Annotated in this window: 14 protein-coding genes; 2 read left to right on the top strand and 12 right to left on the bottom strand. The window is 70.6% G+C overall.

The genetic code is table 11. The annotated features are described in order from the left end of the window. Positions 1–49: 49 nt before the first annotated feature. The 7 genes from bla to HUO13_RS09205 all read right to left on the bottom strand — a co-directional run bounded on the left by bla (position 50) and on the right by HUO13_RS09205 (position 6322). The gene (gene bla / locus HUO13_RS09230; protein ID WP_211901002.1) at positions 50–973 is read right to left on the bottom strand and encodes a class A beta-lactamase; all 924 of its coding nucleotides are present in this window, start codon (positions 971–973) and stop codon (positions 50–52) included. A 161-nt stretch (positions 974–1134) separates the two neighbouring features. Next, positions 1135–2166 carry a serine hydrolase gene (locus HUO13_RS09225; RefSeq protein ID WP_211901001.1) on the bottom strand — a complete coding sequence of 344 codons (1032 nt, stop codon included), beginning with the start codon at positions 2164–2166 and terminating at the stop codon, positions 1135–1137. Next, complete coding sequence (locus HUO13_RS09220) at positions 2163–3047, bottom strand: LysR family transcriptional regulator (protein ID WP_211901000.1); 885 nt, start codon at positions 3045–3047, stop codon at positions 2163–2165. The genes HUO13_RS09225 and HUO13_RS09220 overlap by 4 nt, the downstream gene beginning before the upstream one ends. A gap of 121 nt (positions 3048–3168) precedes the next feature. Beyond that, positions 3169–4047: an NAD(P)-dependent oxidoreductase gene (locus tag HUO13_RS09215; RefSeq protein WP_211900999.1), complete on the bottom strand. Its 879-nt coding sequence runs from the start codon at positions 4045–4047 to the stop codon at positions 3169–3171. 126 nt (positions 4048–4173) lie between these two features. Continuing rightward, positions 4174–4755, bottom strand: coding sequence for a DUF1963 domain-containing protein (locus HUO13_RS09210; RefSeq protein WP_211900998.1), 582 nt, complete (start codon positions 4753–4755; stop codon positions 4174–4176). A 128-nt stretch (positions 4756–4883) separates the two neighbouring features. Continuing rightward, entirely contained in the window at positions 4884–4991 is a 108-nt protein-coding gene (locus HUO13_RS38330; RefSeq protein ID WP_432757829.1) for an MFS transporter small subunit, read from the bottom strand. Beyond that, positions 4988–6322, bottom strand: coding sequence for an L-lactate MFS transporter (locus tag HUO13_RS09205; RefSeq protein ID WP_211900997.1), 1335 nt, complete (start codon positions 6320–6322; stop codon positions 4988–4990). Before HUO13_RS09205 ends, HUO13_RS38330 begins: the two co-directional genes overlap by 4 nt. Positions 6323–6538: 216 nt before the next feature. Between HUO13_RS09205 and fdhD the strand changes: the two genes are divergently transcribed. Together fdhD and HUO13_RS09195 are read left to right on the top strand one after the other, a co-directional pair. After that, entirely contained in the window at positions 6539–7372 is an 834-nt protein-coding gene (gene fdhD, locus HUO13_RS09200; RefSeq protein WP_211900996.1) for a formate dehydrogenase accessory sulfurtransferase FdhD, read from the top strand. 79 nt (positions 7373–7451) lie between these two features. After that, the gene (locus HUO13_RS09195; RefSeq protein WP_211900995.1) at positions 7452–8333 is read left to right on the top strand and encodes an alpha/beta hydrolase; all 882 of its coding nucleotides are present in this window, start codon (positions 7452–7454) and stop codon (positions 8331–8333) included. A gap of 69 nt (positions 8334–8402) precedes the next feature. Here the strand turns inward: HUO13_RS09195 and HUO13_RS09190 are convergent, their stop codons facing one another. The 5 genes from HUO13_RS09190 to tig all read right to left on the bottom strand — a co-directional run bounded on the left by HUO13_RS09190 (position 8403) and on the right by tig (position 13833). Next, positions 8403–9041 (bottom strand): RBBP9/YdeN family alpha/beta hydrolase, encoded by a 639-nt coding sequence (locus HUO13_RS09190; protein ID WP_211900994.1) that lies wholly within the window; start codon positions 9039–9041, stop codon positions 8403–8405. Positions 9042–9408: 367 nt separating this feature from the next. After that, positions 9409–10692 carry an ATP-dependent Clp protease ATP-binding subunit ClpX gene (gene clpX / locus HUO13_RS09185; protein WP_211900993.1) on the bottom strand — a complete coding sequence of 428 codons (1284 nt, stop codon included), beginning with the start codon at positions 10690–10692 and terminating at the stop codon, positions 9409–9411. A 250-nt stretch (positions 10693–10942) separates the two neighbouring features. Further along, positions 10943–11575: an ATP-dependent Clp protease proteolytic subunit gene (locus tag HUO13_RS09180; protein WP_009950200.1), complete on the bottom strand. Its 633-nt coding sequence runs from the start codon at positions 11573–11575 to the stop codon at positions 10943–10945. A gap of 20 nt (positions 11576–11595) precedes the next feature. Beyond that, positions 11596–12174 (bottom strand): ATP-dependent Clp protease proteolytic subunit, encoded by a 579-nt coding sequence (locus HUO13_RS09175; protein ID WP_009950202.1) that lies wholly within the window; start codon positions 12172–12174, stop codon positions 11596–11598. A gap of 267 nt (positions 12175–12441) precedes the next feature. Beyond that, positions 12442–13833, bottom strand: coding sequence for a trigger factor (gene tig, locus HUO13_RS09170; protein WP_211900992.1), 1392 nt, complete (start codon positions 13831–13833; stop codon positions 12442–12444). Between the last annotated feature and the right edge of the window lie 63 nt (positions 13834–13896).

Raw genomic sequence — 13896 nt, 5'->3', positions numbered from 1 at the left:
GCTCGGGGATCGCGGTGCCGGCTACCGCGAACCCCTGGCCGCGCGGTCGTCAGCGCAGGGCTTCGACGACGATCCGCGCGGTGTCGGCGTGCAGCCTGTTGTCGTAGTCGCGTTCCGGCGCGCTCTTGGTGGTCAGGATCGCGATCACGATGGCATCGCCGGACTCGGTCCACGTGACGGCGATGTCGTTGGCGGTGCCGTAGTCACCGGAACCGGTCTTGTCGCCCGTGACCCAGTTCGGCGGGAGACCGGCACGGATGCGCTCCCCGCCGGTGGTGTTGGCGATCAGCCACTTCTTGAGCTGCTCGCGCTCCGCAGCGCCCAGCGCGTCGCCGACGACCATCGCGCGGTAGCCGGCCGCGATGCCCGCCGGGGTGGTGGTGTCCCGCTCGTCCCCCGGGATCGCCGTGTTCAGCTCGACCTCCCAGCGGTCCAGCCGGGTGGTGGGGTCGCCGATCGAACGCGCGAAGGGCGCGATCGCCGCCGGACCGCCGAGCTCGGCCAGCAGCAGATTGCCCGCCGCGTTGTCGCTGCGGGTGATGGCCGCCTCGCACAGCTCGGCGACGGTCATGCCGGTGTCCACGCGGGCCTCGGTCACCGGCGAGTTCCGCCGCAGGTCGGCCCGCGTGTAGCGGATCAGCTTTTCGAAATAGCCGCTGGCCAGCGGGTGCGCGGCCAGCAGCGCGCCCGCCGCGTAGGTCTTGAACGTCGAGCACATCGCGAACCGCTCGTCGGCGCGGTGCCTCAGCTCGCGCCCGGTCCGGACGTTGACCGCCGCCAGGCCCAGCCGCGCGTCGTATCGCCGTTCCAGCTCGGCCAGCGCCGGACCGAACCGGGCGGCGAGGTCGGGCGCCTGCGGAGCCGGGGCGGGGGTGCGCGGCGCGGCCGGCGCGGCGCACGCGCCCGCGACCGGCAGGGCGAGCAGGCCCGCCAGGACGGCACGGCGACCGACGCGTTTCTCGTTCTGGTGCAAGGGAATCTCCGTTGTTCCGCACTTACTTCCAACGCGGACCAATCAAGCACCGCGGCACGTGATCGCGCCAATCCGATGGGGCGCCGCGCCCGATATGCAAACGCTATGGAGGCTGTTCGCGGCCCGTCACGACCCGGTCGGGACAGCGGAAAAAAAGTCGGTCACAGCCGTCCGGAACGCAGATCGTTGACCGCGATCCGCGCGCAGTCGGCGATCGCCGCGTCGACCTTGGGCAGGAACGCGTCGGCCCGCGCCGCGAGGGTGAACACCGCGACCGCGACCGGGATCTCGCCCTCGAACTCCACCACCGAGACCTCGTTGCGGACCGCACCGACGGTCCCGGTCTTGCCCGCCACCTGGACTCCCCGCGACGGGAACCCGGCTCGCACGCGGTGCATCCACACCTGGTTCGACAGCAGCCGCCGGATGAACGCGCACTGCTCCGGCGAAGCCACCGCGTCGGACCAGACCAGGTCCAGCAGCCTGGTCATCTCGCGGGGCGTGGTCGCACTGGCGTAGGCGGGGTCGTAGGCGCTGACGGTGCGCGCGGCGTCGTTGTCGAAGAGCTCCGCGAACGCCTCCGCCGCCGTGGCCGCGCCGGTGTCCCGGACGAGCGAGGCGTGGCTGTCGGCGGTTCCCCCGACGACGCGGGTGCGCTCCAGGCCCAGCTCGGCAAGCGTTTCGGCGACCGCCTCCAGGCCGACCTCGCCGAGGATCACGTCGGCCGAGGTGTTGTCCGAGACGCCGATCATCGACGCGGCCATGTCGCGCCAGGACACCGTGACCGGGTCGAGGAAGGTCGCCAGGCCCGTCGGGCCGGGCGTGCAGGAGGGCGGGTCCAGCCGGACCCGCGCCCGCGGGTCGATGCGCCCGGCGTCGAACTCCCGGCACAGCGCCACCACCAGCGGGAGCTTGTAGACCGACGCCGTGACGACCAGGTCGTCGGCACCGATGCCGATCTCGCGCCTGGGCCCGGTCTCGCTCTCGGAGCGACCTTCGCGGCCCTGTCCCGCCTCGCGTCCGAGCTCGCCCGCCTCCGGCCCGCTCCCGGGCCACGCTTCGCGCGCGGGTCCGGCTTCGCGCGCCGGGGCGGAGGCCCGCGTCGTCGCACCGGTCAGCGGCATGGCGTGCACCCAGCCCTCGGCACCCGCGTCGCGCAGTACCTCGCGGATCTCCTGCTCGGCGCCGCTCATGACCGCTCCCGCCGCAGCGCCGCCTCGAAGGCGGCGCGGACCGGCTCGGGCGCCCCGGCCTCCGACCACACCAATCGGACCCTCAGCGCGAGGTCGTCACCGGGGATGGGCACGCACGCGACTCCGGGCACCCGCAGCAGCGGATCGGTGGTGAGCGCGAACGCGCGCCCCGCGGCCACCGCCATGACCGCGTCGCGGTCGTGCGCGGCGGTCAGGAACGCCGGGTCGAGGCCCTTGCCGCGCAGGGTGTCGACCAGCAGGTCGAAGGCCGCCGTGCCGTGGCTGCGCGGTGCCGTCGCGCACGCGAGTCCCTTCAGCGACCGCAACGACGGCTTCGTGGCGTCGGCGGCGGGGTGGTCGGCGGGCACCAGCAGCCACCGCGTCACCCTGATGATCGCGCCGCACTCCAGAGAACCGATCAGCGCCGGGTGGTGCACCGCCGCGCAGTCCAACCCTCCGGAGCCGACGGCGTCGACCAGCTCGGCCGTCGAGGCCGTGGTGGTGATGACGGTGCGCGGGTTCGGATCCGGCGCGCAGGTCCGCAGCTGGGTGGTCACGGCGGCCACGTGCCAGTCGCTGAGTGCCGCCACGACACCTACGCGCAGCGCCCCGCGGCTCTCCCGCAGCCGGTCGGCCTCCGCGGTGAACCCCTCGGCGTTGGCCAGCAGGTCGCGTGCCCGGGGCAGCAGCGCGGCCCCGGCGGTGGTGAGCTGCGCGCCGCGCGAGCCGCGGGTCAGCAGGACGACGCCGAGCCTGGCCTCCAGCCGCTGGATGCCCTGGGACAGCGGCGGCTGGGTAATGCCGAGGCGGTCGGCGGCGTAGCCGAAGTGCCCCTCCTCCGCTACCGCGACGAAGAAGCTCAGATGACGAAGCAGGTCCACGTCGCAGATCCAAGCAAACGCCCGGACCAGGCGTGCTCCCGGCACGTCCGCCGACGCCCGGCGTCAACTCCGGACAGCACTGGTCAGCGGCGAAGCGGTCCGATCGAGGCCGGCCGTGCCCTCACGGTCCTCCGGCGGCGTTGCGGCCGGAGAACGACGCGAAGTAGGCCGCGGCCATGTCCTCGTCGCCGTGGCCGGCCTCCAGTGCGCGCCGGAACCGCTCGCGACAGGCGTCGGCGACGTCCAGCCGCAGGTTGCCGCCGGTGACCTCGGTGATGAGGTTGGCGTCCTTGAAGGCGTTGCGCAGCGCGAACGACGGCGTGTACTCCCCGCCGAGGATGGCGTTGCCCTTCACGTGCGCGTACGGGGAGTCGGTCGCGGTCCCCTCGATCGCCTCCAGGAAATGCCTCGGGTCCACGCCGAGGGACTCGGCCAGCGCCACCGACTCCCCCACGGCGTTGGTCAGCGCCAGCACCCAGCTGTTCACCGCGAGCTTGAGCCGGGTCCCCAGCGCCTGGGCGGGGTCGTCGCCGAGCCACAGGGTCTGCTCCCCCACGGCGTCGAACACCGGTTGCACCCGGTCCCGGGCCTGCCGCGGACCCGCCGCCAGCACTTTCAGCTTGCCCAGCCGCGCGGGCTTCTCCGTGCCGAGGACCGGGGCGTCGACCAGGTGCACGCCGTCGGCGACCGCCGCCACCTCGGTCATCCCCTTGATGCCGATGGTGCCCATCTGCGCCCAGACCGCGTCGTCGCGCAGCTCGGGCACGGCCTCCCGGGCGGCCTTGGCGGTGGACTCGGCGTCCAGCAGCATCGTGACCAGCACGTCGGCTCCGCGCCCGGCCTCGGCGGGGCTGCCCGCGACGACCGCGCCATCCTCGGCGAGCGGCTCGGCCTTCGACCGCGTGCGGTTCCACGCCCGGACGTCGAACCCGGCGGCGAGCAGGTTACGCGCCATCGGCGCGCCCATCGTGCCCGTGCCGAGGAAAGCCACAGTGGTCATCGGCGGTGCTCCCTCCGTCTACGTGCTCCGCCACCCGGGGTACCCGCACGAGCACGCAGCCCCACATGGCTCCAGTGCCAGGTTTCGTGTGGGACTCGGCCTGACCACCCGCGGGTTCTCAGCCGTCTAGCCGCACTGCCAGAGGAAGCGACCCTGCCCCGTCTTCTCGTCGAGGAAGGCGTAGCCGACGCCGGCGTCGCCGAAGTCGACCTCGAACGGCTCGTCGGCCGAGTCGATCTGCAGCACGAACCGCCAGGTGCCGGGCTCGTCCGGCGCCTCATCGCCCTGCAACCAGTCGGGCTCGCCCCACAGCGCGCTGCCGTACTCGCCGGCGCCGTCGTGCTCGGTCAGCTCGGCGCGGTGGTCCAGGCCGAACGTCGGCCCGCGCCGGATGCTGGCGACCCGGTAGAAGTCGGCGGGCTCACCGGGCTGGGCGAAGAACGCGTTCTCGCCGCCGCCCGGCTCCCAGGTGCCGTCGACGTAGTCCTCTTCGTCGGTGATGAACAGATAGCCCAGTCGCGGTTCGTCCCCGGGCAGCCGCACCTGGCCGAGGAAGCGCATCGGCCTGCCGGTGCTGGCCGACAGCGGCCAGGTGGGCTCGTCGAGCCAGACCGGCTGGCCGCCGAACTTGGTCACCGGCTCGGTGATCGGTCCGGCTTCCTCGGCGAAGCGCAGTCGCTGCCTGGCGGTGGTGTTGCTCGTGGGCATTCTCGTCCTTCACTCGGTGGTCGTCCCGTGCAGACCGTAGTGAGCCGGACCGACGGCCAAGCGGCTTTCCGGTGAAAAGCCGGCGCGTCACACGTTCGGCCCAGAGGTGTCCACCGAGGCCGATGCGCTCAGCCGAACAGCAGGAGCGAAACCTTCCGCAGCAGCTCGTACAGGCCGTAGGCGAACGGCAGGCCGACCCACAGCCAGGCCAGCGCGGTCAGGGCGGTGCGGTTCATCGCGCGACCTCCGGCTCGTGGAACCTGGGAGCTACCGGCCGGATCAGCTCGTTGGCCACGAAGCCGACCACGAGCAGTCCGATCATGGCGTACAGCGACGCCGAGTACAGGTCCGGCCCCTGCGCGCCCGAGGCCTCCTGGGAGTCGGCGACGGCGTTGACGATCAGCGGCCCGAGCACCCCGGCCACCGACCACGCCGTCAGCAGCCTGCCGTGGATGGCGCCGACCTGGTAGCTGCCGAACAGGTCCTTGAGGTAGGCGGGCGCGGTCGAGAATCCGCCGCCGTAGAAGGAAAGGATCAGCATCGCGCAGATGACGAACACCGGGACGCCCGACGCCCCGAGCAGCGAGATGCCGAGGTACAGCAGCGCGCCACCACCGAGGTAGAGCCGGTAGATGTTGCGCCGCCCGACGATGTCCGATGTGGACGACCAGATGAAGCGGCCCGCCATGTTCGTCAGCGACAGCAGGGCGACGAAGCCCGCCGCGGCCGTCGCCGAGACCGGGGTGCTGCTCGATGCGAAGAAGTCGGCGATCATCGGCGCCGCCTTCTCCAGGATGCCGATGCCCGCGGTGACGTTGCAGCACAGGATCACCCACAGCAGCCAGAACTGCGGGGTCCGCAGGGCGTTGCGCGCCGACACGTTCGCGCTCGTGACCATCGAACGGCCACTGGTCGGCGGCCGCCAGCCCGCCGGCTGCCACCCGTCCGGAGGCACCCGCACGAGCAGCACCCCGAGCGACATGAACACCGCGTAGACCAGACCGTGCACGAGGAAGGTCAGCGCGATACCGCGGGAGTCGGAGCCGAAGGCGTCGAGCATCCGCACCGACCACGGCGAGGCGATCAGCGCCCCGCCGCCGAAGCCCATGATCGCGATGCCGGTGGCCATCCCCGGCCGGTCGGGGAACCACTTGATCAGTGTGGAGACCGGCGAGATGTAGCCGATGCCCAGGCCGATCCCGCCGACCACGCCGTAGCCGAACACCACCAGCCAGTACTGCCCGACGGCCACGCCGAGCGAGGAGATCAGGAAGCCCGCCGAGAAGCACAGCGTCGACACCGCCATCGCCCAGCGCGGGCCCCGGCGCTCGACCACCGTGCCCGCCACCGCCGCCGAGAGCCCGAGCATCACGATGCCGAGCTGGAACGGCAGCGCGCTGAGCGTGCCCGACAACCCGAGCTCGTCCTCCAGCGGCGGTTTGAACACGCTCCAGGCGTAGACCTGCCCGATCGCCAGGTGCACGGCCAGCGCGGCGGGTGGCACCAGCCAGCGGTTCCAGTCGGCTGGTGCGACGATCCGCGACCGCTCGAGCAACCCTGCTGACATTCATCCTCCCGCCGTGCGATGTGGATCACGCGGCAGCCTACTGTCGATGTCCCCTTCCGCAGGAGGGTCTTTTCCGGCCAGTGGTGCCATCGCCCAGTTCGCGCGAAACCCGCGAGTACCGCTTTTCCTTCCGTTACCGCACCACCGACCCGGATGTCACGAAGCACGCGGGTGCGACGATGTCAGGACAGGCGCTCTCCACGACTGGAGGTCCGGATGGGACGGGTCACCGTGCGGCGGCCGGTGCTGCACATCAAGGCGGGCGAACCCCGGCGCAGGCCCGACACGCTGGCCGCGGAGGAACCGCTGGAGATCAGGGTCGCCTCGCGGCCGCTGAGCGTCACCATGCGCACACCCGGCAGCGACGTGGAGCTGGCTCACGGCTTCCTGCTCACCGAGGGAGTCATCACCGGCCGGGACGAGGTGGCGGCGGCCCGCTTCTGCGACAGCCCCGGCCCCGACGGCCGCAACACCTACAACGTCCTGGACGTCGCGCTCGCACCCGGCGTCGAACCGCCCGACCCGTCGATCGAGCGCAACTTCTACACGACGTCCTCGTGCGGCGTGTGCGGCAAGGCCGCACTGGACTCGGTGCGGTTGCGCACCCGCCACTCCCCCGCCGAGGACCCGCTGCGGCTGCGCGCGGACGTCCTCGCCGAACTGCCCGGCAAGCTCCGCGCGGCCCAACGGGTGTTCGACAGCACCGGCGGGCTGCACGCGGCCGGGCTGTTCGACGCCGACGGCTCGCTGCTGGCCGTGCGCGAGGACGTCGGCAGGCACAACGCCGTGGACAAGGTCCTCGGCTGGGCGCTGATGGAGGGGCGCACACCGCTCACCGGCGGCGTGCTGATGGTGTCCGGACGCGCGTCCTTCGAACTCGTCCAGAAGGCCGCCATGGCCGGTGTGCCGATGCTCGCGGCGGTGTCGGCGCCCTCCTCGCTCGCGGTCGACCTGGCCGAGGAGCAGGGCATGACTCTGGTGGGCTTCCTGCGTGGACAGTCCATGAACGTCTACACCGGAACGCAGCGAGTGGTGACCGAAATCTCGTGACCACCTCCGCTGACCGGTGAAAACAGCGCGGCCCGATAGGCACGATGGAACGCGCGACACCGAGAGACCGGAGGGGAGCATGCAGACGCCAGAGCCCGCGCGGGCCAGATTCCTGCGAAGGCGAACCGTGCTCACCTCCGGGGCCGCCGGGGCTGCCGTGCTCGGGCTGGGCCTCTCCGGCGACACCTTCAGCATCCCCGGCAAGGCCGCGCCGCTGGCCAACCAGAGCAACGTCTCGGTCGAACGCGTCCACTCCCAGGCCCGCAACCGCGAGGTCGACCTCGTGCTGATGTCGCCCGAGGGCGTGGACCGCGAGGGGCTGCCGGTGTGCCTGATGCTGCACGGCCGCTACGGCGACGCCCGCAGGTCCGCCGCCGGCCTGCCCAACTGGCTGAGCGCCGCGGTGGCCGAGGGCCGGGTGCCGCCCTTCGCGTTCCTGGCCGTCGACGGCGGCGGCAACAGCTACTGGCACCGGCACCCGGGCGACGATCCGATGTGGATGTTGCTCGACGAGGTACCCCGCTGGCTGGGCGAACGCGGCCTCGGCGGCGACGACGGCCAGCCCTTCGCGGTGTCGGGCATCTCCATGGGCGGCTTCGGCGCCCTGCTCTACGCCCGGCGCAGGCACGAGCACGACAGCCCGGTGGCGGCCGCCGCGGTCGTCTCGCCCGCGCTGATCACGAGCTGGCGCGAGATGAGCAGGCGCAAGGCGTTCGTCGACGAGGCGGAATGGGCGGGCATGGACCCGCTGCGCCACATCCCCGAACTGGGCAACGTGGCGCTCGGCGTGTGGTGCGGCCTCGGGGACAGGTTCATCACCGGCACCCGCGAGTTCATCCGGCGGGCCCGGCCGGAGGTGGCGTCCACCACCCCAGGCGGCCACAACAGCCGCTACTACCGCAAGGCGCTGCCCGAGGTCGTCAGCTTCATCGGCCGCAAGCTCGCCGAACACGACGCCTGAGCCTTCCAGGCGCGGCCTGAGCCCCCTGACGACAGCACCAGTCGCTTCCGCTGGGCGGAGGTCCGCTGCCTACACCGGGCGCAGGCGTTCCGGCGCGTAGGCGACCGTGTACGGCTCCGCGTCGTAGCGGTCGGCCAGCGGCACCGACCCGTACAGCGCCCAGCTCAACATCGAGGGCCACGGTCCGTAACCGGCGTCGGTGTTGAGGTGCTCGCCGTCGGGGATGACGTCCAGCTCGATCTGCAGCGCCTCGGCCAGCCGGTGCGCCTTGCGCATCGACAGGTACGGGTCGCCGGTGCCCGCGACCATGCGGGTGACACCGCCCGCCTTGCGCAGGGCGCGCGCGTCGAGCGGGTAGGGCACGATGCCGGCCGCGTCCGGGTGCTGCCACTGCGGGTCGGGAGGGGCCACCAGCAGCACGCGGTCGGCGCGCCGCATCTGTCCGCCGATGGTGACCGCGTGGTGCAGCCACAGGGCGACACCACACGAGTGCGCCGCGACCACTAGCTCGGCGTCGGCAGGCACCGCCGCGAGACGTGCGCGCAGCACCGGCACCCACTCGTCCCGGTCGGGGTGGTCGGCGTCGGGAAGGGCCGGCATCTCCACCGTCACGCCCTGCGCCGGGAGCCGTCCGGCCAGCCACTGCTGCCAGTGCCACGGCCCGGAACCGGTCATCCCGTGCAGCAGCAGGACGTGCATCTCGCTCATGTGTCGCTCCCCGACTCGCAAATCTCGCCGATCGACCAATGATCATCGATGACCGGTGAAACCGCTGGAGAGGCCCACCGGTGGGGAGCCTGGCCCACCGCATCGGGTATGGGGCCAACGGAGGCCGGAAGCGAGGCGTCATCGACGGGCTGAAGCACCGGCTCGGCGGCGCGACGAGCCCACCGGGACACGAGGAGTCGTCACGTATTCGGGGGACGGGCCGGATGCCACGAGCGGATCAGGCCGCGACCAGTCCTCAACCGCGCCTCACCCGGACCGAAGGACCAGTCGACACACGAAGACGTCACATGCGTGTCCGGACTCACGGTGCGGCGCGAGCCGCGCGGACCGCGAGGAACCGCACCGCTCAGGCGGACTTCTCGCGGCGCTCCCGCCGGGTGGCCTGGCGCGCGACGATCGTGGGATTCACGTTCTCGCGCACGGTCTGCTCGGTTATCACGACCTTGGCGACGTCCGAGCGGCTCGGAATGTCGTACATCACCGGCAGCAGGACCTCCTCCAGGATCGCCCGCAGGCCGCGAGCGCCGGTGCCGCGCAGGATGGCCTGGTCGGCTATGGCCTCCAGCGCCGTCTTGGTGAACTCCAGCTCGACGTTGTCCATCTCGAACAGCCGCTTGTACTGCTTGATAAGCGCGTTGCGCGGCTCGGTGAGGATCTGCACGAGCGACGGCTTGTCGAGGTTGGTCACGGTGGCCACCGTGGGCAGCCGGCCGATGAACTCCGGGATCAGCCCGTACTTGATCAGGTCCTCGGGCATCACGTCGGCGAAGTGGTCGGCGTTGTCCAGGTCGGTCTTGGACCGCAGCTCGGCCCCGAAGCCCACGCTGTGCTTGCCCACCCGGTCCTCGACGATCTTCTCCAGACCGGCGAACGCGCCCGCCACGATGAACAGCACGTTGGTGGTGTCGATCTGGATGAACTCCTGGTGGGGATGCTTGCGGCCGCCCTGCGGCGGGACGCTGGCGGTGGTGCCCTCGAGGATCTTCAGCAGCGCCTGCTGCACGCCCTCGCCGGAGACGTCGCGCGTGATCGACGGGTTCTCGCTCTTGCGGGCGATCTTGTCGACCTCGTCGATGTAGATGATGCCGGTCTCGGCGCGCTTGACGTCGTAGTCGGCCGCCTGGATGAGCTTGAGCAGGATGTTCTCGACGTCCTCGCCCACGTACCCGGCCTCGGTGAGCGCCGTGGCGTCGGCGATGGCGAACGGGACGTTGAGCATCTTGGCGAGCGTCTGCGCGAGGTAGGTCTTGCCGCAACCGGTGGGACCCAGCATCAGGATGTTCGACTTGGCGAGCTCGACGCTCTCCTCCCGGCTGTCGCGCGATGTGCGCTCGCCCACCTGGATGCGCTTGTAGTGGTTGTAGACCGCTACCGAGAGGTTGCGCTTGGCCGGGTCCTGACCGATGACGTACTGGTCGAGGAACTCGTGGATCTCGGCGGGCTTGGGCAGCTCGTCGAGCTTCACCTCGCCCGCTTCGGCCAGCTCCTCCTCGATGATCTCGTTGCAGAGATCGATGCACTCATCGCAGATGTACACGCCGGGGCCGGCGATGAGTTTCTTGACCTGCTTCTGGCTCTTCCCGCAGAAGGAGCACTTCAGCAGGTCGCCGCCGTCACCGATACGTGCCATGACCGCTGACCCCGTCCCCTCCGGCGCGCCGTCCGGTAGCGCGCCTGACCGTGTGTGCCTTCGACGGTACCTGCCGCTCCCCGGGTTCGGGGAGACTCACAGTGTCCGCCACACGCCGGGCACGGCGTGACTCACGACGTGCCCGGCGTGTCGCCGCCTGACCGTGCTCACCTTGCCGGAGCACGGGCGGACCGGCGAACGAGTGACCGAGTTGTGACCACCGTCTCACCGGACCGCGCCCGGCATGTCTTCAGGACTTCATCGCCGACAGCTTGCGGTAGGGCAGCACCTCGTCGATGATGCCGTACTCCACAGCCTGGTCGGCGGTGAGGATCTTGTCCCGCTCGACGTCCTTGCGGACCTGTTCCTGCGTGCGGTTGGTGTGCCTGGCGAGCGTGGCCTCCATCTGGTCACGCATCCGCTGCACCTCGGCGGCCTGGATCTCCAGGTCGGAGACCTGGCCGTAGATGCCCTCCGTCGCGGGCTGGTGGATCAGCATCCGCGAGTTGGGCAGCGCCAGCCGCTTGCCCTTGGTGCCGGCGGCGAGGATCACCGCCGCCGCCGAGGCGGCCTGGCCCAGGCAGATCGTACGCACGTCCGGGCGAACGTACTGGATCGTGTCGTAGATCGCCATCAGCGCGGTGAACGAGCCGCCCGGCGAGTTGATGTAGATCTGGATCTCGCGGTCCGGGTCGTCGGACTCGAGGAACAGCAGCTGCGCCATCACGTCGTTGGCCGAGGCGTCGTCGACCTGGACGCCGAGGAAGACGATGCGCTCCTCGAACAGCTTGTTGTACGGGTTGGACTCCTTGACCCCGTACGCGGTGCGCTCGACGAACGAGGGCAGCACGTACCGGGACTGCAAGGACTGGTAGGGGTTCACGGGAACACTCCTCGTCTCGGTCAGCCGCGCGGCAGGTTGGCGGCGGTGGCGATGTGGTCGACGAAGCCGTAGTCGCGGGCCTCCTCCGCGGTGAACCACTTGTCCCGGTCGGAGTCGGCCTCGATCTTCTCGATCGGCTGACCGGTCTGCTCGGCGATCAGCTCCGCCATCTCCCGCTTGTTCTTGGCGAAGACCTCGGCCTGGATGGCGATGTCGGAAGCGGTACCACCGATGCCCGCCGACGGCTGGTGCATCATGATCCGCGCGTGCGGCAGCGCGAAGCGCTTGCCCCGGGCGCCCGCCGACAGCAGGAACTGCCCCATCGAAGCGGCGAAGCCCATCGCAACGGTCGCCACGTCCGGCTGGATGAGCTGCATGGTGTCGTAGATCGCCATGCCCGCCGGCACCGAGCCACCCGGCGAGTTGATGTACAACGAAATGTCGCGTTCCGGGTCCTCGGCGGCCAGCAAGATCAGCTGAGAGCAGATCTGGTTGGCGATCGAGTCCTCGACCTGGGAACCGAGGACGATGATGCGTTCCCGCAGCAACCGCTCGTACACCGAGTCGTTGAGCGAGAGCCCGTTCGTCGTCGTCCGCATCTGCGGCGATCCAGCGCCGGACGCCGGAACAGTCTGGTGCTGCGTCACGTCTCCCCTGCCTTCTCCCACTGTGGGCCTCTTCCACGGGGGCACCTGGTCCGCGGTGGAGGGGGGACCTCCACTGTGGACCACTGCGACCCCTGCGATGTCGCGATTCCCCTTCGGGTGATCCGCTACGACAGACCCTAACGAAAGTGGGCGGCACCAGCTTCCCAGTACCGCCCACGTTCGCTCAGAGCATGCCTATTGAAGTTTTCGAGACCGCGGTCACTCCGCCTTGGCGTCCGCCTTCGCCGACTGCTCGTCGGTGGCCTCGGCCTGCTCGTCCTGCTCCTCGGCCTGCGTGCCGAACAGCTCGTCGAGGTCGAGCTCGTTGCCCTCCTCGTCGGTCACGGTGGCCTGCCGCACCACCGAGAACAGCGCCTTGCTGCGCCGGACGTCGGCGTAGATCGCGCCGAGCTGGCCGGACTGCTGGGCCTGCTGGACGTACTGGTCGGGGCTCACGCCGAACCGCTGCGCCTGGTAGATGATCCGCTCGGTCAGCTCGTTGTCGGAGACCGACACGTCCTCGGCGTCGGCGATGGTGTCCAGCACCAGCTGGGTCCGCACCGCCTTCTCCGCCTCCTCGCGGGTCTCGGCCTCGAACTGCTCGCGGGTCTGGCCCTGCTGCTCCAGCCACTCACCGAAGCGGTCCTCGTCGTGGTCGAACGGGTGGATCGCGTCGTGCTTGCGCACGTCGATCTCGGACTCGACGACCTTCTCCGGCAGCGGGACCTCGACGGTCTCCAGCAGCGCCTCCAGGACCTTGTCCCTGGCCTGCATGCCCTGCTGCATCCGCTTGACCCGGCCCAGCCGCTCCCGCAGGTCCGACAGCAGCTCGTCGACGGTGTCGAACTCGCTGGCCATCTGGGCGAACTCGTCGTCGACCTCGGGCAGGTGCCGTTCCTTGACCGAGTTCAGCTTGACGGTGACCTCGGCGTCCTTGCCCGCGTGCTCGCCGGCCACCAGGTTGGTGGTGAACGCCTTGGTCTCGCCCTCGCTCGCGCCGATCAGCGCGTCGTCGATGCCCTCGATGAGCTGGCCGGAACCGATCTCGTAGGACAGGCCGCTGGTCTGGGCCTCCTCGACCTCCTGGCCGTCGACGGTGGCCGACAGGTCGATGCTGACGAAGTCGCCCTGCTGGGCGGGCCGCTCGACGCCTGCCAGGGTGCCGAAGCGGGCGCGCAGCTCGTCGAGCTGCTCGTTGACCTCTTCCTCGGTCACCTCGACGTCGTCGACCGACACCTTCAGCTCGCCGAAGGCGGGCACGGTGATCTCGGGACGGACGTCGACCTCGGCCTTGAACTCGATGACGTCGCCGTCCTCGATCTTGGTCACCTCGATGTCGGGGCGACCGAGAGTGCGCACCTCGCTGCTGTTGACGGCTTCGAGGTACTTGGCCGGGACCGACTCGTTGACGACCTCGTCGAGCACGGGTCCACGACCGATCCGGCTCTCCAGCACCCTGGCGGGCACCTTGCCCGGCCGGAAGCCGGGGATGCGGACCTGCTTGGCCAGTGCCTTGTACGCGCGGTCGAAGTTCGGCTTGAGCTCGTCGAACGGCACCTCGACGTTGATCCGTACGCGCGTCGGGCTCAGGTGCTCGACGGTGCTCTTCACGTGGTCTCCTAGTGCGAACGTGCTTCGTACCCCGGCGGTGCCTGCGGGAGCGGCCCTGGGCCG

This window comes from Saccharopolyspora erythraea (assembly GCF_018141105.1).
GTDB lineage: Bacteria > Actinomycetota > Actinomycetes > Mycobacteriales > Pseudonocardiaceae > Saccharopolyspora_D > Saccharopolyspora_D erythraea_A.
This window is presented reverse-complemented; position numbering and strand designations above follow the sequence as displayed.

What these genes read in the sequence shown, in the direction of transcription:
- HUO13_RS09195 (WP_211900995.1), top strand. Translation starts at nt 7,452, where the DNA reads ATGCAGACGCCAGAGCCCGCGCGGGCCAGATTCCTGCGAAGGCGAACC.
- HUO13_RS38330 (WP_432757829.1), bottom strand. Translation starts at nt 4,991, where the DNA reads ATGAACCGCACCGCCCTGACCGCGCTGGCCTGGCTGTGGGTCGGCCTG.
- HUO13_RS09225 (WP_211901001.1), bottom strand. Translation starts at nt 2,166, where the DNA reads ATGAGCGGCGCCGAGCAGGAGATCCGCGAGGTACTGCGCGACGCGGGT.
- HUO13_RS09215 (WP_211900999.1), bottom strand. Translation starts at nt 4,047, where the DNA reads ATGACCACTGTGGCTTTCCTCGGCACGGGCACGATGGGCGCGCCGATG.
- HUO13_RS09210 (WP_211900998.1), bottom strand. Translation starts at nt 4,755, where the DNA reads ATGCCCACGAGCAACACCACCGCCAGGCAGCGACTGCGCTTCGCCGAG.
- HUO13_RS09190 (WP_211900994.1), bottom strand. Translation starts at nt 9,041, where the DNA reads ATGAGCGAGATGCACGTCCTGCTGCTGCACGGGATGACCGGTTCCGGG.
- clpX (WP_211900993.1), bottom strand. Translation starts at nt 10,692, where the DNA reads ATGGCACGTATCGGTGACGGCGGCGACCTGCTGAAGTGCTCCTTCTGC.
- HUO13_RS09205 (WP_211900997.1), bottom strand. Translation starts at nt 6,322, where the DNA reads ATGTCAGCAGGGTTGCTCGAGCGGTCGCGGATCGTCGCACCAGCCGAC.
- HUO13_RS09175 (WP_009950202.1), bottom strand. Translation starts at nt 12,174, where the DNA reads ATGCGGACGACGACGAACGGGCTCTCGCTCAACGACTCGGTGTACGAG.
- fdhD (WP_211900996.1), top strand. Translation starts at nt 6,539, where the DNA reads ATGGGACGGGTCACCGTGCGGCGGCCGGTGCTGCACATCAAGGCGGGC.